General features: G+C 60.1%; 24 protein-coding genes. 13 read left to right on the forward strand and 11 right to left on the reverse strand.

All coding sequences use genetic code 11. The annotated features are described in order from the left end of the window. Window positions 1-273: 273 nt before the first annotated feature. The 6 genes from ACQKP4_RS04630 to ACQKP4_RS04655 all read left to right on the forward strand — a co-directional run bounded on the left by ACQKP4_RS04630 (window position 274) and on the right by ACQKP4_RS04655 (window position 6,971). Complete coding sequence (locus tag ACQKP4_RS04630) at window positions 274-1,407, forward strand: ABC transporter substrate-binding protein (protein ID WP_427630852.1); 1,134 nt, start codon at window positions 274-276, stop codon at window positions 1,405-1,407. Window positions 1,408-1,575: 168 nt separating this feature from the next. Then, window positions 1,576-2,490, forward strand: a complete 915-nt coding sequence (locus ACQKP4_RS04635; RefSeq protein WP_427630853.1) for an ABC transporter permease subunit — start codon at window positions 1,576-1,578, stop codon at window positions 2,488-2,490. A gap of 3 nt (window positions 2,491-2,493) precedes the next feature. Further along, on the forward strand, window positions 2,494-3,777 hold the full coding sequence (livM, locus tag ACQKP4_RS04640) for a high-affinity branched-chain amino acid ABC transporter permease LivM (protein WP_427630855.1): 1,284 nt from the start codon (window positions 2,494-2,496) through the stop codon (window positions 3,775-3,777). Beyond that, window positions 3,774-4,649, forward strand: a complete 876-nt coding sequence (locus ACQKP4_RS04645) for an ATP-binding cassette domain-containing protein (RefSeq protein ID WP_427630857.1) — start codon at window positions 3,774-3,776, stop codon at window positions 4,647-4,649. The genes livM and ACQKP4_RS04645 overlap by 4 nt, the downstream gene beginning before the upstream one ends. Next, entirely contained in the window at window positions 4,646-5,362 is a 717-nt protein-coding gene (locus ACQKP4_RS04650) for an ABC transporter ATP-binding protein (protein WP_427630859.1), read from the forward strand. The genes ACQKP4_RS04645 and ACQKP4_RS04650 overlap by 4 nt, the downstream gene beginning before the upstream one ends. Before the next feature lie 838 nt (window positions 5,363-6,200). Beyond that, the gene (locus ACQKP4_RS04655) at window positions 6,201-6,971 is read left to right on the forward strand and encodes an SDR family oxidoreductase (RefSeq protein WP_427630861.1); all 771 of its coding nucleotides are present in this window, start codon (window positions 6,201-6,203) and stop codon (window positions 6,969-6,971) included. A 90-nt stretch (window positions 6,972-7,061) separates the two neighbouring features. Here ACQKP4_RS04655 and ACQKP4_RS04660 read toward each other — a convergent pair whose 3' ends face one another. From ACQKP4_RS04660 to ACQKP4_RS04690, 7 genes are all read right to left on the reverse strand, one after another. Beyond that, window positions 7,062-8,189: an AGE family epimerase/isomerase gene (locus tag ACQKP4_RS04660; protein WP_427630862.1), complete on the reverse strand. Its 1,128-nt coding sequence runs from the start codon at window positions 8,187-8,189 to the stop codon at window positions 7,062-7,064. 154 nt (window positions 8,190-8,343) lie between these two features. Continuing rightward, window positions 8,344-8,916 (reverse strand): HupE/UreJ family protein, encoded by a 573-nt coding sequence (locus ACQKP4_RS04665; protein ID WP_427630864.1) that lies wholly within the window; start codon window positions 8,914-8,916, stop codon window positions 8,344-8,346. A gap of 29 nt (window positions 8,917-8,945) precedes the next feature. After that, window positions 8,946-9,560 (reverse strand): urease accessory protein UreG, encoded by a 615-nt coding sequence (gene ureG / locus ACQKP4_RS04670; RefSeq protein WP_427630866.1) that lies wholly within the window; start codon window positions 9,558-9,560, stop codon window positions 8,946-8,948. Window positions 9,561-9,584: 24 nt separating this feature from the next. Beyond that, a complete protein-coding gene (locus ACQKP4_RS04675; protein WP_427630868.1) occupies window positions 9,585-10,259 on the reverse strand; it encodes an urease accessory protein UreF in 675 nt (224 codons plus the stop codon). After that, window positions 10,256-10,756, reverse strand: a complete 501-nt coding sequence (gene ureE / locus ACQKP4_RS04680; RefSeq protein ID WP_427630870.1) for an urease accessory protein UreE — start codon at window positions 10,754-10,756, stop codon at window positions 10,256-10,258. Before ureE ends, ACQKP4_RS04675 begins: the two co-directional genes overlap by 4 nt. A 191-nt stretch (window positions 10,757-10,947) precedes the next feature. Further along, window positions 10,948-11,580, reverse strand: a complete 633-nt coding sequence (locus ACQKP4_RS04685) for a TetR family transcriptional regulator (protein ID WP_427630872.1) — start codon at window positions 11,578-11,580, stop codon at window positions 10,948-10,950. A 172-nt stretch (window positions 11,581-11,752) separates the two neighbouring features. Further along, the gene (locus ACQKP4_RS04690) at window positions 11,753-12,265 is read right to left on the reverse strand and encodes a hypothetical protein (protein WP_427630874.1); all 513 of its coding nucleotides are present in this window, start codon (window positions 12,263-12,265) and stop codon (window positions 11,753-11,755) included. 387 nt (window positions 12,266-12,652) lie between these two features. Here ACQKP4_RS04690 and ACQKP4_RS04695 point away from each other — a divergent pair, with 387 nt between their 5' ends. Beyond that, on the forward strand, window positions 12,653-14,728 hold the full coding sequence (locus ACQKP4_RS04695; RefSeq protein WP_427630876.1) for an AsmA family protein: 2,076 nt from the start codon (window positions 12,653-12,655) through the stop codon (window positions 14,726-14,728). A gap of 118 nt (window positions 14,729-14,846) precedes the next feature. Here ACQKP4_RS04695 and ACQKP4_RS04700 read toward each other — a convergent pair whose 3' ends face one another. Continuing rightward, window positions 14,847-15,377: a ferritin-like domain-containing protein gene (locus tag ACQKP4_RS04700; protein WP_427630877.1), complete on the reverse strand. Its 531-nt coding sequence runs from the start codon at window positions 15,375-15,377 to the stop codon at window positions 14,847-14,849. A 301-nt stretch (window positions 15,378-15,678) separates the two neighbouring features. Between ACQKP4_RS04700 and ACQKP4_RS04705 the strand changes: the two genes are divergently transcribed. After that, complete coding sequence (locus ACQKP4_RS04705) at window positions 15,679-16,569, forward strand: alpha/beta fold hydrolase (protein ID WP_427630879.1); 891 nt, start codon at window positions 15,679-15,681, stop codon at window positions 16,567-16,569. Between the two features lie 95 nt (window positions 16,570-16,664). Here ACQKP4_RS04705 and ACQKP4_RS04710 read toward each other — a convergent pair whose 3' ends face one another. Continuing rightward, window positions 16,665-17,552, reverse strand: a complete 888-nt coding sequence (locus ACQKP4_RS04710) for a DMT family transporter (RefSeq protein WP_427630881.1) — start codon at window positions 17,550-17,552, stop codon at window positions 16,665-16,667. Between the two features lie 97 nt (window positions 17,553-17,649). Between ACQKP4_RS04710 and ACQKP4_RS04715 the strand changes: the two genes are divergently transcribed. The 3 genes from ACQKP4_RS04715 to ACQKP4_RS04725 all read left to right on the forward strand — a co-directional run bounded on the left by ACQKP4_RS04715 (window position 17,650) and on the right by ACQKP4_RS04725 (window position 20,135). Next, on the forward strand, window positions 17,650-18,447 hold the full coding sequence (locus ACQKP4_RS04715) for an AraC family transcriptional regulator (protein WP_427630883.1): 798 nt from the start codon (window positions 17,650-17,652) through the stop codon (window positions 18,445-18,447). Window positions 18,448-18,511: 64 nt separating this feature from the next. Then, the gene (locus ACQKP4_RS04720; protein WP_427630885.1) at window positions 18,512-18,817 is read left to right on the forward strand and encodes a PsiF family protein; all 306 of its coding nucleotides are present in this window, start codon (window positions 18,512-18,514) and stop codon (window positions 18,815-18,817) included. A 304-nt stretch (window positions 18,818-19,121) separates the two neighbouring features. After that, window positions 19,122-20,135 (forward strand): AI-2E family transporter, encoded by a 1,014-nt coding sequence (locus ACQKP4_RS04725; protein ID WP_427630887.1) that lies wholly within the window; start codon window positions 19,122-19,124, stop codon window positions 20,133-20,135. Between the two features lie 280 nt (window positions 20,136-20,415). Here ACQKP4_RS04725 and ACQKP4_RS04730 read toward each other — a convergent pair whose 3' ends face one another. Beyond that, window positions 20,416-21,690, reverse strand: coding sequence for an Hsp70 family protein (locus tag ACQKP4_RS04730; RefSeq protein ID WP_427630889.1), 1,275 nt, complete (start codon window positions 21,688-21,690; stop codon window positions 20,416-20,418). Between the two features lie 298 nt (window positions 21,691-21,988). Here ACQKP4_RS04730 and ACQKP4_RS04735 point away from each other — a divergent pair, with 298 nt between their 5' ends. Both ACQKP4_RS04735 and ACQKP4_RS04740 read left to right on the forward strand, forming a co-directional pair. Further along, window positions 21,989-22,936, forward strand: a complete 948-nt coding sequence (locus ACQKP4_RS04735) for a DnaJ C-terminal domain-containing protein (RefSeq protein WP_427630891.1) — start codon at window positions 21,989-21,991, stop codon at window positions 22,934-22,936. A gap of 23 nt (window positions 22,937-22,959) precedes the next feature. Further along, window positions 22,960-23,268: a chaperone modulator CbpM gene (locus tag ACQKP4_RS04740; protein ID WP_427630893.1), complete on the forward strand. Its 309-nt coding sequence runs from the start codon at window positions 22,960-22,962 to the stop codon at window positions 23,266-23,268. 30 nt (window positions 23,269-23,298) lie between these two features. Here ACQKP4_RS04740 and ACQKP4_RS04745 read toward each other — a convergent pair whose 3' ends face one another. Continuing rightward, the gene (locus ACQKP4_RS04745) at window positions 23,299-24,426 is read right to left on the reverse strand and encodes a sensor histidine kinase (protein WP_427630895.1); all 1,128 of its coding nucleotides are present in this window, start codon (window positions 24,424-24,426) and stop codon (window positions 23,299-23,301) included. Window positions 24,427-24,556: the final 130 nt, after the last annotated feature.

Consider the following 24,556-nt stretch of genomic DNA (forward strand, 5'->3'; position numbering starts at 1 on the left):
GCACTTCGGTGACGCACGTTGTTACAGGGTGGTTGCACGTCGTTTGGTGCTGCGGTTGCAATGATGGCGCGTGCGGGTTGCGCCTTCAGAAATAAAAGGTTTCACCTCCCGCGGTTTAGACGGTTGCACGCCCAATGAAAATGGGAACGAAACAGTCGAAATAACAATAAAGCAGCGACTTTTTTCAGAATAAAAAACCGATGGCACGGCCCTTGCTCTGAGCATTCAAAGAAGTCGCAGTGCCAACTAAAAAAAACCTTGGAGCACCACCTCATGTCCCAGACGTTTTACAAGAAAGGCTTTCTGGCCCTCGCAGTGGCAACTGCGTTGGGTGTTTCTGCGTTTGCACAGGCTGATGTGAAAATCGGTGTGGCGGGTCCGATGACTGGCGCCAACGCGGCATTTGGCGAGCAGTACATGAAGGGTGCACAGGCTGCAGCCGACGCAGTGAACGCGGCCGGCGGCGTCAACGGGGAAAAAATCGTACTGGTGAAGGGCGATGACGCCTGCGAACCGAAACAGGCTGTGACGGTCGCCAAGGACCTGACCAACCAGAAGGTTGCCGGTGTAGTCGGTCACTTCTGCTCCTCCTCGACCATCCCGGCTTCCGAGATCTACGACGAAGCGGGCATCATCGCGATCACTCCAGGTTCCACCAACCCGCAAGTGACCGAACGCGGCCTGAGCGCCATGTTCCGTATGTGCGGTCGTGATGACCAGCAAGGCATTGTGGCCGGCGACTATATCGTCGACGTGCTCAAGGGCAAGAAAGTCGCGGTCATCCACGACAAGGACACCTACGGCCAAGGCCTGGCGGATGCCACCAAGGCACAGCTGATCAAGCGCGGCGTGACCCCGGTGATCTACGAAGGCCTGACCCGTGGCGAGAAAGACTTCAGCGCCCTGGTCACCAAGATCCGCGCCGCTGGCGTCGACGTCGTGTACTTCGGCGGCCTGCACCCGGAAGCCGGTCCACTGGTTAAACAACTGCGTACCGAAGGCCTGAAAGACGTGAAATTCATGTCCGACGACGGCATCGTGACCGACGAACTCGTCACCACCGCTGGCGGCCCGCAATACGTCGACGGCGTGCTGATGACCTTCGGCGCCGACCCACGCCTGCTGCCAGACAGCAAGGCAGTGGTCGAGCAATTCCGCAAGGCGGGCACCGAGCCTGAAGGCTACACCCTGTACGCCTACGCGTCGGTCCAGGCACTGGCTGCAGCCTTCAATGGCTCGAAGTCCAACAGTGGCGAAAAAGCCGCCGAGTGGCTGAAGAAAAACCCGGTCAAGACCGTCATGGGCGAGAAGACCTGGGACAGCAAGGGCGACCTGAAAGTCTCCGACTACGTGGTTTACCAGTGGGACAAGGACGGCAAATACCACCAGCTGGAAAAACAGAAGTGATATGAGCTGATCTGCCCGGCGCCCCGTGCGCCGGGCAATCAAACACCATGTCCGTGCAGTACCTGTCTTTTCTCGTAGAGCTGCACACAACTGTGTTGCGTCGGTGGCTGAACCCCGGTCCGTCGTACCCTGCTTCTGTGCAGTCTCTCAAATGCGTGAGATTGCGTTATGGATGGTATTTTCCTGCAGCAACTGGTCAACGGCCTGACCCTCGGGTCGGTCTATGGCCTGATCGCCATCGGCTACACAATGGTCTACGGCATCATCGGCATGATCAACTTCGCCCATGGCGAGGTTTACATGATCTCTGCGTACCTCGCGGCGATCAGTCTGGCTCTGCTGGCATACTTCGGTATCGAATCCTTCCCTCTGCTGATGCTCGGCACACTGGTCTTCACCATCGTCGTCACGGCGGTGTATGGCTGGGTCATCGAGCGTGTGGCGTACAAACCCCTGCGAAACTCCACCCGACTGGCACCGCTGATCAGCGCCATCGGTATTTCGCTGATCCTGCAAAACTATGCACAAATTGCACAAGGCGCCCGTCAACAAGGCGTGCCGACACTGCTGACCGGTGCGTGGCGCGTTGAAGTCGGCACCGGCTTCGTCCAGCTCACCTACACCAAGATCTTCATTCTGGTCGCCGCGTTTGCCGGCATGGGCCTGCTGACCTACGTCATCAAGTACACCAAGCTCGGCCGCATGTGCCGCGCGACCCAGCAAGACCGCAAGATGGCCTCGATCCTGGGGATCAACACCGACCGCGTGATTTCCTACGTGTTCATCATCGGTGCAGCGATGGCGGCCCTGGCCGGCGTGCTGATCACCATGAACTACGGCACGTTCGACTTCTACGCAGGCTTCGTCATCGGTATCAAGGCGTTCACCGCAGCGGTACTCGGCGGGATCGGCTCGCTGCCTGGCGCGATGCTCGGCGGGATCATTCTCGGGATCTCCGAGTCACTGTTCTCGGGTCTGGTCAACTCGGACTACAAAGACGTCTTCAGCTTCTCGCTGCTCGTTCTCGTTCTGGTCTTTCGGCCTCAAGGCCTGCTCGGCCGTCCTCTTGTGTCGAAGGTGTAAGCGATGTCTTCAACCACTAAAAAAACCATTGATCTCAAAAGAAGCCTGGTTGACGCGATTCTTGCCGGCCTTGTTGCGCTGATTGTGTTCGGTCCGATTGTCGGCGTAGTCCTCGACGGCTACGGTTTCAACCTGGAGCCGAAGCGAGTGGCGTGGATTGTCGCCATTGTCATGGCGGGCCGCTTTGCCTTGAGCCTGTTCCTGCAAACCTCCAAGGGCCTGAAGATTCTTGAAGGTTTTGAAACCACTGGCTCCGGGGTTCACGTACTGCCGCCCAATTACAAATCCCGGTTGCGCTGGATCATCCCGCTGATGATCGTCATTGCCGTGGTGTTCCCGTTCTTCTCCAACTCCTACCTGCTGGGCGTGGTCATCCTCGGGTTGATCTACGTGCTGCTGGGCCTGGGCCTGAACATCGTGGTCGGTCTGGCCGGTCTGCTCGATTTGGGCTACGTGGCGTTCTACGCCATCGGTGCTTACGGCTTGGCGCTCGGTTACCAATACCTCGGTTTGGGCTTCTGGACCGTGCTGCCGCTGGCGGCGATCACGGCGGGGCTGGCCGGTTGCATCCTCGGCTTCCCGGTGCTGCGATTGCACGGCGATTACCTGGCCATCGTGACCCTGGGCTTCGGTGAAATCATCCGCCTGGTCCTCAATAACTGGCTGAGCCTGACCGGCGGCCCGAACGGCATGCCGGCACCGTTGCCGACGTTTTTTGGCCTGGAGTTCGGCAAACGCGCGAAGGACGGTGGCATACCGTTTCATGAGTTCTTCGGCATCGCCTACAACCCGGACGTGAAGTATTACTTCATCTACGCGGTGTTGTTCCTGGTGGTACTGGCCGTGCTGTACATCAAGCATCGCCTTGTCAAAATGCCGGTCGGTCGTGCCTGGGAAGCGCTGCGCGAAGATGAAATCGCTTGCCGCTCCATGGGCCTGAACCACGTACTGGTCAAGCTCTCGGCGTTCACCATCGGTGCTTCGACGGCCGGCCTGGCGGGCGTGTTCTTCGCCACCTACCAAGGCTTCGTCAACCCGACCTCGTTCACCTTCTTTGAATCGGCCCTGATCCTCGCCATCGTCGTTCTCGGTGGCATGGGCTCTACCATCGGCGTGGTGATTGCAGCGTTCGTGCTGACGGTCGCTCCGGAACTGCTGCGGGGTTTCGCGGAATATCGCGTGCTGCTGTTCGGCATCCTGATGGTGTTGATGATGATCTGGCGACCGCGCGGCCTTATTCGGATCAGCCGCACCGGTGTGACCCCGCGTAAAGGAGTAGCGCCATGAGCGAAGTCGTACTCTCGGTCGAGAAGCTGATGATGCACTTCGGCGGCATCAAGGCGTTGAGCGACGTCAGCCTCAACGTCCACCGCAACTCGATCTTCGCCCTGATCGGCCCCAACGGCGCGGGCAAGACCACCGTGTTCAACTGCCTGACCGGTTTCTACAAGGCGTCGGGCGGCAAGATCGAGCTCAGCGTGCGCGGCGAAAAGACCAACGTGATCCAACTGCTGGGCGAATCGTTCAAACCGACTGATTTCGTCTCGCCGAAATCCTTCTTCAGCCGTCTGTATTACAAGATGTTCGGCGGCACCCATCTGGTGAACCGGGCTGGCCTGGCGCGGACCTTCCAGAACATTCGCCTGTTCAAGGAAATGTCGGTGCTGGAAAACCTGCTGGTGGCCCAACACATGTGGGTCAACCGCAACATGCTGGCCGGCATCCTGAACACCAAGGGTTACCGCAAGGCTGAAAGCGATGCGCTGGACCACGCCTTCTACTGGCTGGAAGTGGTCGATCTGGTGGATTGCGCCAACCGTCTTGCCGGTGAATTGTCCTACGGTCAGCAACGCCGCCTGGAAATCGCCCGAGCCATGTGCACCCGGCCGCAGATCATCTGCCTCGACGAACCGGCGGCCGGCCTCAACCCTCAGGAAACCGAAGCGCTGAGCGCGATGATCCGGCTGCTGCGCGACGAGCACGATCTGACCGTGGTGCTTATCGAACACGACATGGGCATGGTAATGAGCATTTCCGACCACATCGTGGTGCTGGACCACGGCATTGTCATCGCAGAGGGCGGACCTGATGCGATTCGCAACGACCCGAAAGTGATTGCGGCCTACCTGGGCGCGGATGAAGAGGAAGTGGTGCTATGAGCCAACCCATCCTCGAACTCAAGGAGCTGGACGTGTTCTACGGGCCGATCCAGGCCCTGAAAAAAGTCTCGCTGCACATCAACGAAGGTGAAACCGTCAGCCTGATCGGCTCCAACGGTGCCGGCAAGTCGACGTTGCTGATGTCGATCTTCGGCCAGCCGCGCGCTGCGAACGGGCAGATCATCTATCAGGGCGTGGACATCACTCACAAGTCGTCGCACTACATTGCGTCCAACGGCATTGCGCAATCGCCGGAAGGCCGGCGGGTATTCCCCGACATGACTGTCGAGGAAAACCTGCTGATGGGCACCATTCCCATCGGGGACAAGTACGCCACCGAGGACATGCAGCGCATGTTCGAGCTGTTTCCACGGCTCAAGGAACGGCGTACCCAGCGGGCGATGACCATGTCCGGTGGTGAGCAGCAAATGCTTGCCATTGCCCGTGCGCTGATGAGCCGGCCGAAACTGCTGTTGCTCGACGAACCAAGCCTGGGCCTGGCGCCGATTGTGGTGAAACAGATTTTCGCGACATTGCGGGAATTGGCGAGCACCGGCATGACCATCTTCCTGGTCGAGCAGAACGCCAACCACGCGCTCAAGTTGTCGGACCGGGCGTACGTGATGGTTAACGGCGAGATCCGCCTCACCGGCACTGGCAAGGAGTTGCTGGTGAACGAAGAGGTGCGCAACGCTTACCTCGGCGGTCACTGATTCCACCGCAGTAGCCACAGCCCCGGCGAGCGATCGCCGGGGCTTTTTTACACCTGCGATTCACCTTGAATCCCTGTGGGAGCGGGCTTGCTCGCGAAAGCGGTTTGTCAGTCACAGTGATGCCGGACGTGCCACCGCTTTCGCGAGCAAGCCCGCTCCCACAGGTGTCGGCGGTGTGCTTTCTGGAAATTGTGGAAAACAATATTCACAAGCTCTCAAAGCGCGACACAAAGCCGCTGCAAACAGTTGTTTTGTCACGGTTTTGACTTGTCCCCGTTTGCTGTGGAGCTGGCTGTGAATAACGTGGGAGTAGCTGGCTGCAAGCCTTTTAAACCGTGGCCTGCAGAGAGGTGGTCATTTATTGATCAGCGGTTTTTTCGAGGCCGGAGGTACGCGTTGTCAACCTTTTTCTCAGAGTCGGAAGACGTCGGAATTCGCTCCGCTCGGCCTGTGGATAAGTCTGTGGTTAAACTCTGGAAAGACTCGGCTGAGGGCCGTAATTACTGGCTTGGCGCCATCGTCGGGTTGTAGGAATCATCGTGCAAAATGCCTTGGGCTACACCGCGAGCCTGCGAGGGTCAAGCGAAAAACTTTGTAGTTTGCCCGCAAAGCCTTGTGGGCAGCGGCTTCCAGCTTTTCCAGTTGCCCCCGGAAACTGTGGACCTGCCTGTGGATAACATGCGCGCAAGTGGCTACAAGCCACGGCACGCATGGCGCTGCTGGTGCTGATCGTTTTTTGTACAGTTTCTGGTGGTTGCCGCTGTGGGCAAGGCCGGGCATGCTGCCCGCTGATTTTCTATTTCAATAGCTGCGTGTCAGCCGAAGCAAGGAGAACACGATGTCCAACACCCTGTTTATTACCGGCGCAACCTCCGGTTTTGGTGAAGCCTGTGCCCGCCGTTTTGCCGAGGCTGGCTGGAAACTGGTGCTGACAGGCCGTCGTGAAGAGCGCCTCAATGCACTGTGCGCCGAGTTGTCGAAGCAGACCGAGGTCCATGGCCTGGTGCTCGACGTACGTGATCGCAAGGCCATGGAGGAAGCGATTGCCAACCTGCCGCCGTCCTTCGCCAAACTGCGCGGGCTGATCAACAACGCGGGCCTGGCGCTGGGCGTTGACCCGGCCCCCAAGTGCGATCTGGACGATTGGGACACCATGGTCGACACCAACGTCAAAGGCCTGCTGTACAGCACTCGCTTGTTGTTGCCGCGCCTGATCGCTCACGGTCGCGGTGCGAGCATCGTCAACCTCGGCTCCATCGCGGGTAACTATCCGTATCCGGGCAGCCATGTGTATGGCGCGAGCAAGGCGTTTGTTAAACAGTTTTCGCTGAACCTGCGTTGCGACCTGCAAGGCACGGGCGTGCGCGTCAGCAATATCGAGCCGGGGTTGTGTGAGAGTGAGTTCTCGCTGGTGCGTTTCGCCGGTGATCAGGAGCGTTACAACGCGACCTACGCCGGAGCCGAGCCGATCCAGCCGCAAGACATCGCCGACACGATTTTCTGGGTGTTGAATGCGCCGGCGCACATCAACATCAACAGTCTGGAATTGATGCCGGTAAGCCAGACCTGGGCCGGGTTTTCCATTGAGCGAAATGGTGGCAAGGCGTAAGACCGCGTAACGGCCATTCGCGAGCAAGCCCGCTCCCACGGGGGCGGTGTGATCTTTGTGGGAGCGGGCTTGCTCGCGAAGGTCGTTCAGTCAATCGAGATAGTCGACCAGCCCGCGATAGCAGGTTGCCAAGTGATAAGGCGTGGTCGAGGGCATGTCCTTGCGGCTCACGTCGCCGTTCTCGTCACGGCATTCATACCAGCCCCCCGCGTGCAAAAAGCGCTGGTGCAGCGCCTGCAACTGGCGCTGCACCGCGCGTTCGCTGCCGGGACGCAACGTCAGGGCGCGCAGGTATTCGGCCTGGGCCCAGATGCGCTGGGTGGCATCCGTGGCGGAACCCTCCAGATCAAGCATCGCCGCCACTGCTCCTGACTGCGGATCGACGCCCAATTGCTCGGTCCGCGCAAACGCACGGTCCAGCGAAGCATGCAGTGGCGAACCGCGTAGCAGCGGCGAAGACTCCAGCAGGAAATACCACTCGAACTGATGCCCCGGCTCGAACCAGTTATCCACAGCCTCCAGCGGCTTCTCCATCAACACGTTCTGCTGCGGGTCGATGAAGCGCTGTTGCATGGCTGTGCATAAGTCGAGCAATGCGCGTTGCGCAGCGATGTCCTCGCGCACCGAAAGCGTGGCAAGAAAGGCTTCAGCCAAGTGCATCAGGGGGTTTTGCAGCGGTCCGGTATCAAGCGAAGTCCAGTCGCGCGCCAAGCTGGCGTCGTACAGGCCGTCGCCTGTCGCGAAACGCTGGGCGATGACGTCCAGCGCTGCGTCGAGGGCCGATTCGACCGATGGCTCACGCACCTTGTCCCAATAATGAGCACAGGCGAACAGGATGAAGGCGTGGGTGTAGAGGTCTTTGCGCTGATCGAGCGGCGCACCTTGCGGGTCGATGCTGTAAAACCAGCCGCCGTGTTCGGCATCGTGGAAATGCTGTTGCAAGGAATGGAATAGTGCGGCGGCTCGCGCTTCCGCGGCCGGCACCTGGCCGATCAGGCTGGAAAACAGATACAGCTGTCGTGCGCAGGCCATGGCCCGGTAGCGTTGAGGCGGCAGCGGTTGATGCCGGGCGTCCAGCGCTTCATAGGGCAACGCCATGTCGGCATTCCAGCCAGGGCCTAGCCAGAGCGGCACGATCACGTCCTGGAAATGCTGTTGCACAGACGCAAACAGGGCGGTCAATTCAGGCTGGGAAGCGGAGCGGGAAACAAGTGGCATCGGCTGGCGTCGTCACGGCAGGGTTAATTGCGCGACATGTTAGCAGGCCTGAGAGACGCGGTGTCTGTCAGGCCGCCTTCGCGAGCAAGCTCGCTCCCACAGGGACTGCGCTGAACCTGTGGGAGATTCTATGTTGCAGGGCACCCATACAACGTCAGCCCGCCAGCAACCACGCGCCGGTCATCGCCGACGCCGCGCCAGCCAGACGAACCAGCGGCGCTGCCGCTTGCGGCAACGCACGAACCACGCCATAACCCGCCGCATGCAACGCCGCCGTCGCCGCGACAAATCCTGCGGCATACGCCCAAGGGCTGGACATGTCGGGCAATTCCAGCCCGTGCGCCACCCCGTGGAACAGCGCAAACAACGCCGTCGCACCGACCGCCATGCCCAAGGGTGGACGCACCGCCAGTGCCACTGCCAGGCCCAAAGCCAGCACCGATGCCGCAATCCCGCTTTCCAGCGCTGGCAGGTTCAACCCTTCAAAACCCAGCAGGCCGCCAATCAGCATGGTGCCGACAAACGTGCACGGCAGCGCCCAGCGCGCGGCGCCTTTTTGCTGCGCGGCCCACAAACCCACCGCCACCATCGCCAGCAAGTGGTCGAGGCCACCGATCGGGTGGCTGATGCCGGCGATCAAGCCGTTGTCGCCATGGCCCGGGTGGGCGAAGGCGACGGCCGGGGTCAGCAGCAGGGCCATGGCGCCCAGAATGCGTTTCAGTGTCATGGATAAGCTTCCTTGTTGATCAATTGTTATCAGGCGGCGGTCAGCAGGCCCTGGCGTTCGATGAAGGCGATGATCGCTTCCAGCCCCAACCCGGTTTTCTGGTTGCTGAAGACAAACGGTTTGCCGTTGCGCATGCGCCGGGTATCGCTGTCCATCATTTCCAGCGATGCGCCCACCAGCGGCGCGAGGTCGACCTTGTTGATCACCAGCAAATCGGATTTGCAGATCCCGGGACCGCCCTTGCGCGGCAGCTTGTCGCCGGCCGACACGTCGATCACGTAGATGGTCAGGTCGGAGAGTTCCGGGCTGAAGGTCGCCGAAAGATTGTCGCCCCCGGACTCGACAAGAATCAGGTCGAGGCCCGGAAAGCGCCGGTTCAATTGATCCACCGCTTCGAGGTTGATCGAGGCGTCTTCGCGGATCGCCGTGTGCGGGCAACCCCCGGTTTCCACGCCGATGATCCGCTCCGGCGCCAGCGCTTCGTTGCGCACCAGGAAGTCGGCGTCTTCGCGGGTATAGATGTCGTTGGTGACGACGGCCAGGTTGTAGCGGTCGCGCAGGGCCAGGCAAAGCGCCAGGGTCAAAGCGGTTTTACCGGAACCGACCGGGCCGCCGATGCCGACGCGCAAAGGTTGTGTGTTCATCTGATTCTCCAAAAATAACGGGCCCTAGGAACGGAACAGTCGGCTGTATTGACGCTCGTGGGCCATGCTCGCCAGGGACAGGCCAAACGCGGCGCTCCCACAGAGTTCGGGGTTGATGCGGCTGGCGTCCTGCTGCGCTTGTTGCAGCAGCGGCAGCAGTTCGCTGGTCAGGCGTTGCGCGGCTTGCTGGCCTAGCGGCAGGGTTTTCATCAGCACGGCCAGTTGGTTTTCCAGCCAGCTCCAAAGCCAGGCGGCCAACGCATCTTGCGGGCTGATGTGCCACGCGCGAGCGGCCAGGGCCCAGCCGAGGGCCAGATGCGGTTCGGGACGCTGGTCGAGAAACCTGCGCGCAGGCGCATCCAGTTCCGGCAAGCCGTTGAGCAATTGTTGCAAGGAATAGCCCATCTGCCGGCTCTCCTGATGCAGCTCGCGGGTTTCGCGGCTGGCGCGATGTTCTTCGCAGCGTTGCAATAATTGCGGCCAGTTTTTTTCGGTGGCCGCCGTGCAATGGGCAAGCAGCAATGGCGCTTCGAAACGCGCCAGGTTCAACAGCAACTGATCGCTGATCCAGCGTCGCGCGCTCTCGGCATTGTTCACTCTGCCGTTATCCACCGCCATTTCCAGGCCTTGGGAATAGCTGTAACCGCCAATCGGCAGCTGCGGGCTGGCCAGGCGCAGCAGCGCCCAGGCCGGGTTCATAAGCGCACGCCGAACTGGTGCAGTTTTGGCGGGTAGTTGAAGTCTTCGTCGCCATGGCGCGAATGGTGATGGCCGCCGCCATAGGCGCCGTGTTCCGGCTGGAACGGGGCGTCGATGTTTTCGACCTTGGCGTCCAGCTGTTCGAGCATGGCTTTGAGCACGTAGTCGTCGAGCAGGCGGAGCCAGCCATCACCGACTTGCAAGGCGACGTGGCGGTTGCCCAAGTGATAAGCGGCGCGGGTCAATTCGAACGCATTGGCGCAGGTAACGTGCAGCAATTGTTCGGCGCGCGCGCAGACACGGACGATGCGCCCGTCTTCGGCTTGCAGGCATTCGCCGTCGTACAGCGGCGGCTGACCGCGCTCCAAAAACAACCCGACGTCTTCGCCTTCGGCACTGAAACAGCGCAAACGACTTTTGCTCCGGGCTTCGAAGGTCAGGTGCAACTCGGCGGCCCAGACGGGTTGAGGGTCGATTCTGCGATGAATCACCAGCATCGGAAGGCTTCCAGCAAAGGGCAATGCTCAGGCTAGAGCAAGGGGCTTGCCAATCGTGCGATACGTAGGAAATACCTGTCGGAGCTTAGTGTCTGTTTCAGGATGTTGCGGGAAGTTGAATGAAATTGGTGCGAGGCGCGGTTCATTGCACCAATTTGCGGCGCACTGAAACGTGTGGGGCGAGCATGGGGTTATTCAGTGCTGCCCAGGCCTTGCCAGTGTTTGAGGCCGATGAAGATGAAGCGCAGTTGCTGCGTGATCTTTGCCTGCGGCGTCAGGTGCTCAGGCAATGCATCGACCGGCGGATCGATAATGTCCGGCAAGGTTGCAAACACGCTTTTGACGATCAGGTCCGCCATGACGCTCAATCCGTCGAAATCCAGATGCTGCAGTTTCGGCATCGAGGACAGGTCCGCCGCGAGGTCCGAGCTGATGTCTTCGCGCAAGCGGCCAATCGCCTGGCGCACCGGAAGGGAGCCACCGTATTGCTCGCGGGCGAGAAACAGAAACTGCGAGCGATTGGCTGACACTACGTCGAGAAAGATTCGCACCGAAGCGTCGATGATGCCGCCCATGACGAACTCGTTATGGCGCACCAGGCGAATGGTTTCACGGAAGGTCTGGCCGACTTCGCTGACCAGCACCAGGCCCAGTTCGTCCATATCGGCGAAATGCCGGTAGAAACCGGTGGGCACGATCCCGGCGGTCTTCGCCACTTCGCGCAGGCTCAGGCTGCCGAAACCGCGGCCGCACTCCATCAAATGGCGGGCAGCGTCCATCAGTGCGTTTCGGGTCTGTTGTTTCTGTTCGGCGCGGGGCAGCATCGCTAGGGTGTTTTCTGAAAAGGACAGCGACGCACTCTAGCAAATCGGCTTTGCCGGCGTCGAACGACTATCGGGAGGCAACTGTAAGAGGATCACGCGGGGGAGACGCTGCTTCTATATAAGTCAAAAGCCCAATCCGGGGATTGGGCTTTTTTTCAGGGCCGCCATGGGCTCAGCTCAAAGCGCTGTTGCGTTCGATTACACGGTCACCACCACCTTCTGCAAGGGTTTGGCCTTGTGGAGTGCGGTCACCACCACCTTCTGCAAGGGTTTGGCCTTGTGGGGTGCGGTCGGAACCGTCAGCAGCAAGGGTCTGGCCTTGTGGAGTACGGTCGGAACCGTCAGCAGCGAGGGTCTGGCCTTGTGGAGTGCGGTCGGAACCGTCAGCGGCGAGGGTCTGGCCTTGTGGAGTGCGGTCGGAACCGTCAGCGGCGAGGGATTGACCTTGTGGGGTGCGATCCGAACCGTCCTGAGTGATCAAGCCTTTTTCTTTCAGGCGATCGTTACCGCCTTCTGCCAGGGTTTGACCTTGTGGAGTGCGGTCGGAACCATCAGCAGCGACGGTTTGGCTGAACACGGAATGGTTGGTTTTGACTTGCGGGGTGGCCTGGTCGGCGGCTGGCAGAGCGAAGGCAGTGCTGGCAAGCATCGAAAGGGTCAGGCTAAGCAGTAATTGGCGTTTCATGATGGGTTGCTCCTTGGGAGGGCGATAAAGTGGGTACGAGGGCAATGCTACTCTCGATAAGTCGATATAAAAGTTCATAAACGCAATGGTAATAATCAACAGAATTGATTGTTCCGCTGAAGGGCTCTAGACCGGGCGTTTCCGGGGAGTGTTTTTGCACCGAGGTGGGTATTTTCGACTCACTGGCGCTGCACAAAAGTGCGGGGCCGGTAACGCTGGATCTGGCGGCAGTCTCGCCGTGGTGGATTATTTGAACGTTAAACGCCATTTCGGTTAAACCTGCGTGCCGTTTCTCAGTCCTAGATGTCATGGCGGGCCGGTTCTGGCCCAACGTTTCACACGTGCGTCGCAGTCAGGGCGCTCAGTCGTATTCAGGAGCCCTGTGCAATGACGCGCACCCCGAAAGTTTTTGCCTGGATTTTTGCCAGCCTGATTGTTTTGCTGGCGATCCTCGTGCTGATCATCGTGTTCTTCGATTGGAACCGGATCAAACCGACCATCAACAACAAAGTGTCCGAAGAGCTGCATCGTCCGTTTGCCATCAATGGCAACCTCGCGGTGATCTGGCAGCGCGAGCCCGACGAAGGTGGCTGGCGGTCGTGGGTGCCGTGGCCGCATGTGGTGGCCGAGGACCTGAGCCTCGGCAATCCGGACTGGTCGAAGCAGCCGCAAATGGTCACGCTCAAACGCGTCGAACTGCGCATTTCGCCGCTGGCCTTATTGGCCCAGCGCGTGACGATCCCGCGCATCGACCTGACCGAACCGAACGCCGACTTGCAACGCCTGGCCGATGGCCGCGCCAACTGGACATTCAAATTCGACCCCAAAGACCCCAACGCCAAGCCGTCGAGCTGGGTGGTCGACATCGGCGCCATCGGCTTCGACAAGGGCCACGTCACCCTCGACGACCAGACGCTGAAAACCCAGCTCGATGTGTTGATCGACCCGCTGGGCAAGCCGATTCCGTTCAACGAAATCGTCGGTGACAAAGCGGCAAAAACCGCGCTCGAGAAGGGCGGCGCACCGCAGGATTACGCGTTCGCGCTCAAGGTCAAAGGCCAATACCACGCGCAAAAGCTTGAAGGCTCCGGCAAGATCGGCGGTCTGCTGGCCCTACAGGACGCGGCGAAGCCGTTCCCGTTGCAGGCACAGGTGAAAATCGCCGACACCAGCGTTGAACTGGCAGGCACCTTGACCGACCCGATGAACCTCGGCGCCCTGGACTTGCGCCTCAAACTGGCGGGCGCCAGCCTCGGCAATCTCTATCCACTGACCGGCGTGACGCTGCCGGACACGCCGCCGTACGCCACCGACGGGCACTTGATTGCCAAACTGCACGACGCTGCTGGCGCGCAGTTCCGCTATGAAGAGTTCAACGGCAAGATCGGCGAGAGCGACATCCATGGCAGCCTGGCCTACGTCGCCAGTCAGCCGCGACCGAAGCTCAGCGGTTCACTGGTTTCCAATCAGCTGTTGTTTGCCGACCTTGCGCCATTGATCGGCGCCGACTCCAACGCCAAGCAAAAGGCCCGGGGCGGCGAAAGCAAGCAGCCAACCGACAAGGTGCTGCCGGTCGAGGAGTTCAAGACCGAGCGTTGGCGCGACATGGATGCCGATGTCGAATTCACCGGCAAACGCATCGTTCATAGCGAAAAACTGCCATTCAACGACCTTTATACCCACGTGGTGCTCACTGACGGCGTGCTCAGTCTCGAACCGCTGCGCTTTGGCGTGGCCGGCGGCAATCTGGATGCGCAGATCCGCTTGAATGGCCATACCGAGCCACTGGAAGGCCGGGCCAGACTCACCGCGCGCAAGTTCAAGCTCAAAGAGTTGTTCCCGACCTTCGAGCCGATGAAAACCAGTTTCGGCGAGCTCAACGGCGATGCCGATATCACCGGGCGCGGCAACTCGGTGGCGACTTTGCTGGGCAGTGCCAACGGCAATCTGAAAATGCTGATCAACGACGGCGCGGTCAGCCGCGAGTTGATGGAGCTGGCGGGGCTTAACGTCGGCAACTACGTGGTGGGCAAGATCTTTGGCGACAAGGAAGTGAAGATCAATTGCGCGGCCGCCGACTTCGACATCAAGTCGGGATTGGCAACCACACAACTGTTTGTGTTCGATACCGAGAACGCGATCATTTATATCGATGGCACGGCGAACATGGCGACCGAGCAACTGGACCTCACAGTAACGCCGGAGTCGAAAGGCTGGCGTTTGATTTCCCTGCGCTCGCCGTTGTACGTGCGCGGCAAGTTCATCAAGCCGGATGCCGGTGTAAAAGCGGTGCCGTTGCTACTGCGCGGCGCGGGGATGGTGGCGTTGGGCGTGATTGCGGCGCCGGCGGCCGGGTTGCTGGCATTGGTGGCACCGAGCGGCGGTGAGCCGAATCAGTGCGCGCCGTTGCTGGAACAGATGAAGGCGGGCAAGGCGCCTGTGACCGTTAAACCGACCAGGTAATCGTGCGGTGTATTTAAAGGCGCCTTCGTCGGAACGCCGCCCGGAGCAAGCCCGCTCCCACAGTAAAACGCATTCCAATGTGGGAGCGGGCTTGCTCGCGAACGCGGTCTGGCAAGCGCTACAAATCTTTCAGAATGTCCGCCATGTCATCCGCATGCTCTTCTTCCTGAGCCAGGATGTCTTCGAAGATCCTCCGCGTCGTCGGGTCTTTCTCGCCGATGTACTGAATGATCTCGCGGTAGCTGTCGATCGCAATGCGCTCGGCGACCAGGTCTTCGTACACCATCTCTTTGAGTGAATGACCCGCCACGTATTGAGCGTGGGAGTTTTTCGACAGCAGGTCGGGATTGAATTCGGGTTCACCACCCAGTTGCACAATGCGCTCGGCCAGTCGGTCGGCGTGTTGCGCTTCCTGGGCTGCGTGTTCCTGAAACTCCTCGGCCGCCACGTGGGCCTTCAGGCCGTTGGCCATGAAGAAGTGCCGTTTGTAGCGCAACACGCAGACCAGTTCGGTGGCCAGCGATTCGTTGAGCAGGCGCAACACCTCTTCGCGGTCGGCGCTGTAGCTTTCGGTCACCGCACCGTTTTCGACGTTCTTGCGAGCGCGTTCGCGAAGGGTGGTTACATCGGACAAATGCATGTCGCTCATCACAATCTCCTGGAGGCTAATCCGGTTGACGTCACGCCTCTGGGGACGTGATCGCTACGTAAGGTGTGAGTCATGAGCGTTGCGAAAAGTTTTATGTAATTGAGCCGACGGTCATGGTTTGTTGGAGTGGATCGCGCAAGGCATGCCCGCAAAGACCGGCCGCTTCGCGCAACCCTTCAAAAACGCCCGCACCGGCGGATGTCATAGACTGGTCGTCGAGTTGTCATCTTCGGTGGCGATGCTTGGCTGACGTCTTGCATTGCGCCTTGCTTCATTTCATCGATCACAAGGACGTTCGCCCATGTCGCAAGATTTCGCTGCGCGCTATCCGCTGGTGCTGGTCCCGGGAATGCTCGGGTTTGTCCGTCTGGTGCTCTACCCGTACTGGTACGGGATCATTTCGGCGTTGCGCCGTGGGGGTGCAACGGTGTTCGCGGTTCAGGTCTCGCCGCTCAATTCCAGCGAAGTGCGCGGCGAGCAGTTACTGGCGCGGATCGAGGAGATCCTGCGGGAAACCGGGGCCGGGAAGGTCAACCTGATCGGCCACAGCCAGGGCTCGCTGACCGCGCGTTACGCAGCGGCCAAACGCCCGGACCGCGTGGCGTCGGTGACTTCGGTCGCGGGGCCGAATCATGGCTCGGAACTGGCGGATTACCTGGAAAAACACTACCCGGCGGACAGCGCGAAGGGTCGATTGCTTGCGGTGTTGCTGCGGATGATCGGCGCCTTGATGAGCCTGCTGGAAACCGGTTATCGCGGGCCGAAACTGCCGGTGGATATCCACGCCTCCCATGAATCCCTCACCACTGAAGGCGTGGCGCTGTTCAATCAGCGTTATCCACAGGGATTGCCCGAGGTTTGGGGCGGGCATGGGCCGGAGGAGGTTAATGGCGTGCGTTATTACTCGTGGTCCGGGACCTTGCAGCCGGGTAAGACCGATCGCGGCGGCAATCTGTTCGATGGGACGAATCGCAGCTGCCGCTTGTTTGCCAGGACGTTTGTGCGCGAAACCGGGCATTGCGACGGGATGGTCGGGCGCTACAGCTCGCACCTGGGGACGGTGATTGGCGATGAATACCCGATGGATCACTTCGACATCGTCAACCAGTCGCTGGGGCTGGTGGGCAAGGGCGCGGATCCGGTGCGGCTGTTTGTCGAGCATGCGGCGCGGCTCAAAGCGGCGGGGGTTTAACCTTTAAACTGCGTCATCGCTCTTCGCGAGCAAGCCCGCTCCCACAATGGAACTCGGTCAAACGTGGGAGCGGGCTTGCTCGCGAAGGCGTCCGATCAGGCGAGGCGAACCTTGCGGCCCAACACCGTGGTCCAGCGCTCCGAAAGAATCACGCCACCCAACGTCAACACCCCGCCCACCAAGTGGTACAGCGCCAACTGCTCATGCAGCACCGCCGCCGCAATCAGCGCGGTAATCAACGGCAGCAAATTGAAGAACAGCGTGGTCCGGCTCGGACCCAGACGCACCACGGCTTGCATCCACGCCAGCGGCGCAATCATCGACGCCAGCAGGCAGGCATATAGCACCAGTGGAATGTTCTGCAGCGTCAGGCCGATTTTCGGTGAGACCACGAACAGCGGAAACAGCACCACCACCGCCACCCACACCTGCATATACAACAACACCAGCGGCGGCAGCCGCAGCTGCCATTTTTTCAGCAGCGTGCTGTAGATCGCGTAGGCCAGCGTGGCGATCAGCATCATCACGTCGCCCAGGTTCACGCCATGTTCCAGCAGCGCACCGAGGCTGCCGGACGACACCACCACCAACACACCGGTAAAAGACAGCAGCGCACCGGCCAAGGCACCGGCGGTCAGGCGCTGGCCAAGGCTGATAATCGCCATCGCCAGGGACATCAACGGCATCAGCGACAGGATGATGCCCATGTTGGTCGCGGTGGTCAGGCTCGCGGCGAAGTAGGCCAGGCTCTGATAGACCGCCATGCCGAGCACGCCGAGGATGAAGATCTTGCCCAGGTTCGGGCGGATCAGCGGCCAATGGGCAATCACCGGTTTGAGCATGAACGGCGTGAACAGCATTCCCGCGAGCAGCCAGCGGTAGAAGCCGATCTCGGCGGGGAAAATCGCGCCGGCCGACATTTTGGTGATCACCGTATTGCCGGCCCAAATGAAAATGGCCAGCAGGGGATAAGCGTATTGCATCAGAAAAAACCAGAACGTTAATGAGGGGCAATTATCCGCTTGTCTGGATACAAGCCTATACTTCGATCCAGACAACCTTCGGCGGATGACGGACAGCATGAGCAGTAAACATCACATCGACCTGCTGGACTTCGCCGAGCTGCCGGCGCCGGTGTATTTCCGTTATGCCGACTTCGACACCCACGAATACGCGTCAGCCCACCGTCATCCGTGGGGCACGCTCGAGTATTCGGCCAACGGTGTATTGCACATGGAAATTGGCAGCAGCCGATTCATGTCGCCGCCGCAATACGCGGTGTGGGTGCCGCCCGAAATCGAGCACAGCTTCTATAGCAATCAGCCGATCAACTATCGCGCGGTCTGCCTGGCGCCGGCGTTGTGCCACGAATTGCCCCGGCAAGCCTGCACGCTGGCGATCAGCGACATTCTCAAGGCGATTCTCAAAGACTTCGCCGCTCGCGACGTGAAGATTCCCCGGCAGGAGGCGGACCGGCGTCTGGCCCAGGTACTGGTGGACCAATTGCAACAGGCCCCCGTGCACGACTGTTATTTGCCCTACGCCAACAGCCCCGGCCTGCTTGGCATTCTTGAAGCGCTGCAAGCCGAGCCGGGTGACAACCGGCCCTTGGCAGACTGGGCGGCGCAGATTCATGTCAGCGAACGGACCCTGGCGCGGCAATTTGTTCGTGAGCTGGGCATGAGTTTCGGCGAGTGGCGCCAGCGGTTGCGGTTCCTGGCGGCGATTGAAGCGCTGGACACCCAGCGCAGCATTCAGGACATCGCCTTCGATGCGGGATACAGCACCGGCTCGGCGTTTATCGCGATGTTTCAGCGTCAGGCCGGGTGCACGCCGGAGCAATATCGACGCAGCCACCTTCAGAACAGGAAGGTGTAACGGCGGTTGTCTACACTCCAGAACGAGGCCGTGCCCCTCGGTGCGGCGACAAGGAGAAAACTCCATGAAGATGTTGCGTGTCCCTTTGTTGATGATCGGTTTGCTGCTCTGCTCCCAGGGCTTCGCCGCCACTGCCCAACAGAACAAGATGACCACCTGCAATGCCGACGCTACCGCGAAAAGCCTCAAGGGCGATGAGCGCAAAACATTCATGAGCACCTGCCTCAAGGCTGCGCCGGCCGCCAACGACGCCAAAGTCCTGACCCCTCAACAAGAGAAAATGAAAACCTGCAACGCCACCGCCGCCACTCAGGCGTTGAAGGGCGATGCACGCAAAACCTTCATGAGCGACTGCCTGAAGAAAAAATAGGCCATCGGGATAAACACGGTCTGAGCGTGGGAGCGGGCTTGCTCGCGAATGAGGTTGCCAATTCGGCACCTTGGTCGACTGACACAGCGCCTTCGCGAGCAAGCCCGATCCCACATTGGATCTATGGTTCGCGGGACTATTGTGTGTGAGCTGGCTGCGGGCGGTGTTCCGTCGATGGGGGCAATAAGCCCACTGATAAAAACCGTCAGTCCCCCGACTAAGGTCGACCTGCACAATGCCTAGTGCTGGCATCGGAACGCTGGCAGACTGCCAATCCTTTTTACGCTGTCCGTTTTGAGGCTGTATGCCAACGTTTTCTCAACGCCACGTTTTGCTGTTGATCAGTTGGATCATCATTTTTGGTGGCTTGCTGCTGGTGCTCCCCCTGCGTCTGTTGCCCAGCCTGCTTGCCGGGTTGCTGGTGTTCGAACTGGTCAACATGCTCACGCCGCAATTGCAGCGATTGATCGAAGGTCGGCGGGCCCGCTGGCTGGCGGTGGCGCTGCTCGGCACGCTGGTGGTGAGCGTCCTGGCACTGATCTTTGCCGGCGCCATCAGCTTCCTGCTGCATGAAGCGGAGAACCCCGGGGCTTCACTCGATAAATTCATGCACGTGGTGGACCGTGCGCGCGGGCAATTGCCGCCGTTCATCGACGCCTACCTGCCCGCCAGTGCCGCTGAATTCCGCGTGGCCATTGGCGAGTGGATGAGCAAGCACCTCAGCGACTTGCAACTGGTCGGCAAAGACGCGGCGCACATGTTTGTGACGCTGCTGATCGGTATGGTGCTGGGGGCGATCATTGCCCTGCAGCGGGTGCCGGACGTGACCAAGCGCAAGCCGCTCGCCGCCGCGCTGTTTGATCGCCTGCACCTGCTGGTGCAAGCGTTTCGCAACATCGTCTTCGCCCAGATCAAGATTTCCCTGCTCAACACCTTCTTCACCGGGATCTTCCTGGCGGTCATTCTGCCGATGTTCGGCATCAAGCTGCCGCTGACCAAAACCCTGATCGTCTTGACCTTCCTGCTCGGCCTGCTGCCGGTGATCGGCAACCTGATGTCGAACACGCTGATCACCATCGTCGGTTTGTCACTGTCGATCTGGGTGGCCATCGCGGCATTGGGTTATCTGATTTTCATCCACAAGCTCGAATACTTTCTCAACGCGCGCATTGTCGGCGGGCAGATCAGTGCCAAGTCGTGGGAGTTGCTCCTGGCAATGCTGGTGTTCGAGGCCGCGTTCGGCCTGCCGGGGGTGGTGGCGGGGCCGATTTATTACGCCTATCTCAAGAGTGAGTTGAAGCAGATCGGGATGGTGTAACGCTGGGTCAGCACCTGTTATTTCTGACCGTAGATGTTTTTTCCAAGGACTGATTAGCTTGCGAGACGGGGAATTGTCCTCGCCGCCCTATCGATTCCAGGGAGAGACGTCATGAGCGCGAAAGTCGCACTGATCGCCTTCATGCGGATACTGTTAATCCGGCTGAATGCCATGCTGCGCGACGGCACCGAATGGCAGGGTTAAGGCAGTTGCTCCCACAGTAAAACGCATGCCAATGTGGGAGCGGGCTTGCTCGCGAAGGGCGCGACTCGGCTCCGGATCAGTCCATCGCGCCATAACGCTTCATGGCTTCAATCGCCAAACCGCTGCCGATGCTGCCAAAGATGTTCCCTTCCACATGCCGCGCCTTCGGCAACATCGCCGAAACCCCATTGCGCAATGCCGGAATCCCGCTCGAACCACCCGTGAAGAACACGGTGTCGACCTGATCAACTCGAACATTGGCGTCGTTCAGCATCTTGGCCACGCTAGTGCGCACGCGCTCCAGCAACGCTTCGATGGCCGATTCGAACAACGCGCGGGTCAGTTCCACGCTCAGGCCTGGCTCGATCCGGTCCAGCGGCACATGGCGGGTGTCGGCGTGCGTCAGCTGGATCTTGGTTTCTTCCACTTCCATGGCCAGCCAGTGGCCGGCGCGCTGGTCGATCAGCTTGAACAGGCGATCGATGCCGCCGGTGTCTTCGATGTCGTAACGCATGCTACCCAGCGCCAGCGTCGACTTCTGCGAGTACACCGAGTTGATGGTGTGCCAGGTCGCCAGGTTCATGTGGTGGCTGGTCGGCATGTAGGCGCCGCTTTTCATGCGACTGCCGTAGCCGAACAGCGGCATCAAGCCTTGCAGGCTCAATTGCTTGTCGAAATCGGTCCCGCCGATGTGCACGCCGCCGGTGGCGAGGATGTCAGCGTGGCGGTTGTCGTGCATGCGACGTTCAGGCGACAGGCGCACCAGCGAGAAGTCGGACGTACCACCGCCGATGTCGACGATCAGGACCAGTTCTTCCTTTTCGATGGTCGACTCATAGTCGAACGCCGCTGCAATCGGCTCGTACTGGAACGAGACGTCCTTGAAGCCGATGGCGCGGGCCACGTCGACCAGGGTGTTCTCGGCTTCCTGGTCGGCCATCTCATCGTCATCGACGAAAAACACCGGACGCCCGAGCACCACTTCGTCGAACTCGCGACCGGCGGTCGTTTCGGCACGTTTCTTCAACTGACCGATAAACAGCCCGAGCAGGTCCTTGAACGGCATCGCCGTGCCGAGGACGCTGGTGTCGTGCTTGATCAGCTTGGAACCCAGCAGGCTCTTGAGCGAGCGCATCAGCCGGCCTTCGTAGCCTTCCAGGTACTCGTGCAGCGCCAGGCGGCCGTAGACCGGGCGGCGTTCTTCGATGTTGAAGAACACCACTGACGGCAGGGTGATCTTGTCGTCCTCCAGCGCGATCAGCGTTTCCATGCCGGGGCGCAGCCAGCCGACGGTGGAGTTGGACGTGCCGAAGTCGATGCCACAGGCACGGGCTGGAGATGCGTTTTTCATGTCTTTCGAGTTCCGGTTAAAAAACGGCCGCGCAGTGTATGTCAGTGCGACGCAGATTCGAAGGCCGACTATCCGCTAAATCGCAGCCAATAGCGCCTTGATAAGCTGGCCAGATGCCCCAAACTTGTCTGCATTGACCCTGGCAGCCACCGGGCGGTCGCAAGAACCGTCCACTGCTGCCGATAAACTTCTGATGCGCTACCCGGTCACAACCTTGAGATCGGTCAACCTGGCGGCTGCAAATGCGCGCATGCTGCCGGTGGTGGCGCGATTTTGATAACGGATGGTGATTCCCGCGATGGACTTCAAAGACTATTACAAGATTCTCGGCGTAGAGCCGACCGCTGACGATAAGACGATCAAGGCCGCCTATCGCAAGCTGGCGCGCAAATACCACCCCGACGTCAGCAAGGAAAAGGACGCCGAGGAAAAGTTCAAGGACGCGTCGGAAGCCTATGAAGCGTTGAAAAGCGCTGACAAACGCGCCGAATACGACGACTTGCGCAAATACGGCCAGCACGGCCAGCCGTTCCAGGGCCCGCCAGGTTGGCAGGGACGTGGCGGCGGTGGTTTTGGCGGCGGTCAGGACTCGGGCGATTTTTCGGACTTCTTCAGTTCGATCTTCGGCAACCGTGGCCCTGGTTTTGGTGGTGGGCAGTCGGGCCGCAGCGCCGGACGTCGAGGGCAAGACGTGGAAATGGAACTACCGATATTCCTGGAAGAAACCCTCTCGAACGAATCGAAGAAGGTCACGTTCCAGGTGCCGCAGTACAACGCTGCCGGCCAGCACGTCAGCAACACCAGCAAAAGCCTGAACGTGAAAATCCCCGCCGGCGTCGCCGACGGAGAGCGCATTCGCCTCAAGGGCCAGGGTGCTCCGGGTGTCGGTGGTGGCGCCAATGGCGACCTGTTCCTGATTATTCGCTTTGCGCCGCATCCTAAATTCGACGTCGAAGGCGAGAACCTGATCATCACGTTGCCCCTGGCGCCGTGGGAATTGGCGTTGGGCACCGAGGTGGCCGTGCCGACCCTGACTGGCAAGATCAATCTCAAAGTGCCGGCCGGCAGCCAGAATGGCCAGCGCATGCGCGCCAAGGGCCACGGCCTGCTGAACAAGGCTGGCGAGCGCGGCTACCTGTTCGTGCAATTGAAGGCGGTCATGCCCAAGGCTTCCAGCGATGAGGTCAATGCGTTGTGGCAGGAACTGGCTGACAAGGCCGCGTTCAATCCGAGAGAAAATTTCTGATCCAAGAGAAGGTGTAGCCCATCATGAGCAGCCCCCTGATCGTTCATCTGGACATGGCAGAATTCTGTGAGGCGACCGATCTGTCGGACGTTTACGTGATCGAAATCGTCGAACACGGCATCCTCGAACCTCAGGGCTCCGCGCCCAAGGATTGGCTTTTCACCGATTTCGAACTGGCGCTGGCCAAGCGTGCCGCCAAGCTGCGGCGCGATCTTGAGCTGGAATGGGAAGGCGTCGCCCTGGCGCTGGACCTGCTCGAAGAGGTCCAGCAACTACGGGCCGAAAACCGCATGTTGAAGCAGCGGCTGGGACGGTTGGTGGTAGACCTGTAGGAACGATGCGGCAGATGCGGGGCGCATTGATCAGGTCTTGCGTGGCAACACCACGGTAAACAGCGTTCCTTCTGCTTCGTTGGAACTGACCTCGATCGTCCCCGCGTGTGCGTCGACCACTTCCTTGACGATAAACAACCCCAGGCCAAGGCTGGTGGAGGGCGCGCCTAGCTCTTCGTCGGCTCGGCGCACCAAGGGATCGAAAATCGTACCGATGGCGTCCCCGGGAATCGGAACCCCGAAGTTGTGCACCATCAGGCGCACCGCATCGGTTTCACCGATGAGCGTGACCGTCACGTCGCGTTTGTTGGAACCATGTTGCAGCGCATTGCCAATCAGGTTTTGCAGCAGTTGCGCCACTCGTCCGGCATCCCAGACTCCCTGCGTATCACCCTCGATTCTCACCGTCGGATCACACTCCGGATTGCCGGCACAGGCTTCGGCAATGGCGGCATGCACCACATCGGCGAGGTCCATGGGCCCGGCTTCGATCGGCAGGCGCTTGCCCAGGCGGCTGCGCACCAGTTCCAGCAACTCGCTAACCATCACCGCCATGTGGCGGGCACCGCGCTTGATGTTGACCGCGCAGGCAAGCGCATCCCCTTCCAGTGTGGTTTTGCGCATCAGCATTTCAGTCGACATGCTCACCGCTTGCAGCGGCACACGCAGGTCATGGCCGAGAATCGCCAGGAAAATATCCCGCGAATGGTTCATCTGTTCGGCATAGGCCGCCGTGGACTCGGCGAGCGCTTCATCGATGGCTTCATTGAAACGGATCATGTCCTGGAAGTAGGCCAGGTCGGGGGAGGTCAGGCTGGCGACCCACAGGCGGATGACACAGGCGCGCAAATGGCGGAATTCGCTGCTCATCTGCACCAGGTCGAACCCTACGGTATGGCGCAATTCACCATGGCTGGCGCCCGCTTGATCCAGGCTCGGGGTTTTCTCCGGGCCTTCGCCCTTGGCCTTGGCCAGTTGTTCGCTGGCGGTCTGGGGTTTGGTCATGTCCCGGGCGGCTGCCAGCAGAATCGCTCTGGCATGGTCGCGCAGGGCCATTCGATCCATGTTTTCGGCTGCCGGGGTGATGGTTCTGGCGAACTGTTCCCATTCATCGACGATACGGTCTACCTGCTGCGTGATGAAATCGGGGAGGCGCATGTCCGGTTTCCTGCTGGGAATGTCAGGGAATACTAGCCCCTTTGGCGACGGGGTAATAACTGCCGCTTGGAAAGCGGATCACATGGCGGACGGGCTGGGTGGTATTTATTTGTTTTTCAGGTTCGTAAGT

This window comes from Pseudomonas sp. NPDC086278, from assembly GCF_050280905.1.
In the GTDB taxonomy this organism is placed as follows: Bacteria; Pseudomonadota; Gammaproteobacteria; order Pseudomonadales; family Pseudomonadaceae; genus Aquipseudomonas.

What these genes read in the sequence shown, in the direction of transcription:
- ACQKP4_RS04715 (WP_427630883.1), top strand. Translation starts at nt 17,650, where the DNA reads ATGAGCAGTAAACATCACATCGACCTGCTGGACTTCGCCGAGCTGCCG.
- ACQKP4_RS04675 (WP_427630868.1), bottom strand. Translation starts at nt 10,259, where the DNA reads ATGAACCCGGCCTGGGCGCTGCTGCGCCTGGCCAGCCCGCAGCTGCCG.
- ACQKP4_RS04665 (WP_427630864.1), bottom strand. Translation starts at nt 8,916, where the DNA reads ATGACACTGAAACGCATTCTGGGCGCCATGGCCCTGCTGCTGACCCCG.
- ACQKP4_RS04700 (WP_427630877.1), bottom strand. Translation starts at nt 15,377, where the DNA reads ATGAGCGACATGCATTTGTCCGATGTAACCACCCTTCGCGAACGCGCT.
- ACQKP4_RS04630 (WP_427630852.1), top strand. Translation starts at nt 274, where the DNA reads ATGTCCCAGACGTTTTACAAGAAAGGCTTTCTGGCCCTCGCAGTGGCA.
- ACQKP4_RS04710 (WP_427630881.1), bottom strand. Translation starts at nt 17,552, where the DNA reads ATGCAATACGCTTATCCCCTGCTGGCCATTTTCATTTGGGCCGGCAAT.
- ACQKP4_RS04660 (WP_427630862.1), bottom strand. Translation starts at nt 8,189, where the DNA reads ATGCCACTTGTTTCCCGCTCCGCTTCCCAGCCTGAATTGACCGCCCTG.
- ACQKP4_RS04730 (WP_427630889.1), bottom strand. Translation starts at nt 21,690, where the DNA reads ATGAAAAACGCATCTCCAGCCCGTGCCTGTGGCATCGACTTCGGCACG.
- ureE (WP_427630870.1), bottom strand. Translation starts at nt 10,756, where the DNA reads ATGCTGGTGATTCATCGCAGAATCGACCCTCAACCCGTCTGGGCCGCC.
- ACQKP4_RS04690 (WP_427630874.1), bottom strand. Translation starts at nt 12,265, where the DNA reads ATGAAACGCCAATTACTGCTTAGCCTGACCCTTTCGATGCTTGCCAGC.
- livM (WP_427630855.1), top strand. Translation starts at nt 2,494, where the DNA reads ATGTCTTCAACCACTAAAAAAACCATTGATCTCAAAAGAAGCCTGGTT.
- ACQKP4_RS04740 (WP_427630893.1), top strand. Translation starts at nt 22,960, where the DNA reads ATGAGCAGCCCCCTGATCGTTCATCTGGACATGGCAGAATTCTGTGAG.
- ACQKP4_RS04695 (WP_427630876.1), top strand. Translation starts at nt 12,653, where the DNA reads ATGACGCGCACCCCGAAAGTTTTTGCCTGGATTTTTGCCAGCCTGATT.
- ACQKP4_RS04655 (WP_427630861.1), top strand. Translation starts at nt 6,201, where the DNA reads ATGTCCAACACCCTGTTTATTACCGGCGCAACCTCCGGTTTTGGTGAA.
- ACQKP4_RS04705 (WP_427630879.1), top strand. Translation starts at nt 15,679, where the DNA reads ATGTCGCAAGATTTCGCTGCGCGCTATCCGCTGGTGCTGGTCCCGGGA.
- ACQKP4_RS04650 (WP_427630859.1), top strand. Translation starts at nt 4,646, where the DNA reads ATGAGCCAACCCATCCTCGAACTCAAGGAGCTGGACGTGTTCTACGGG.
- ACQKP4_RS04720 (WP_427630885.1), top strand. Translation starts at nt 18,512, where the DNA reads ATGAAGATGTTGCGTGTCCCTTTGTTGATGATCGGTTTGCTGCTCTGC.
- ACQKP4_RS04725 (WP_427630887.1), top strand. Translation starts at nt 19,122, where the DNA reads ATGCCAACGTTTTCTCAACGCCACGTTTTGCTGTTGATCAGTTGGATC.
- ACQKP4_RS04685 (WP_427630872.1), bottom strand. Translation starts at nt 11,580, where the DNA reads ATGCTGCCCCGCGCCGAACAGAAACAACAGACCCGAAACGCACTGATG.
- ACQKP4_RS04635 (WP_427630853.1), top strand. Translation starts at nt 1,576, where the DNA reads ATGGATGGTATTTTCCTGCAGCAACTGGTCAACGGCCTGACCCTCGGG.
- ACQKP4_RS04735 (WP_427630891.1), top strand. Translation starts at nt 21,989, where the DNA reads ATGGACTTCAAAGACTATTACAAGATTCTCGGCGTAGAGCCGACCGCT.
- ACQKP4_RS04645 (WP_427630857.1), top strand. Translation starts at nt 3,774, where the DNA reads ATGAGCGAAGTCGTACTCTCGGTCGAGAAGCTGATGATGCACTTCGGC.
- ureG (WP_427630866.1), bottom strand. Translation starts at nt 9,560, where the DNA reads ATGAACACACAACCTTTGCGCGTCGGCATCGGCGGCCCGGTCGGTTCC.
- ACQKP4_RS04745 (WP_427630895.1), bottom strand. Translation starts at nt 24,426, where the DNA reads ATGCGCCTCCCCGATTTCATCACGCAGCAGGTAGACCGTATCGTCGAT.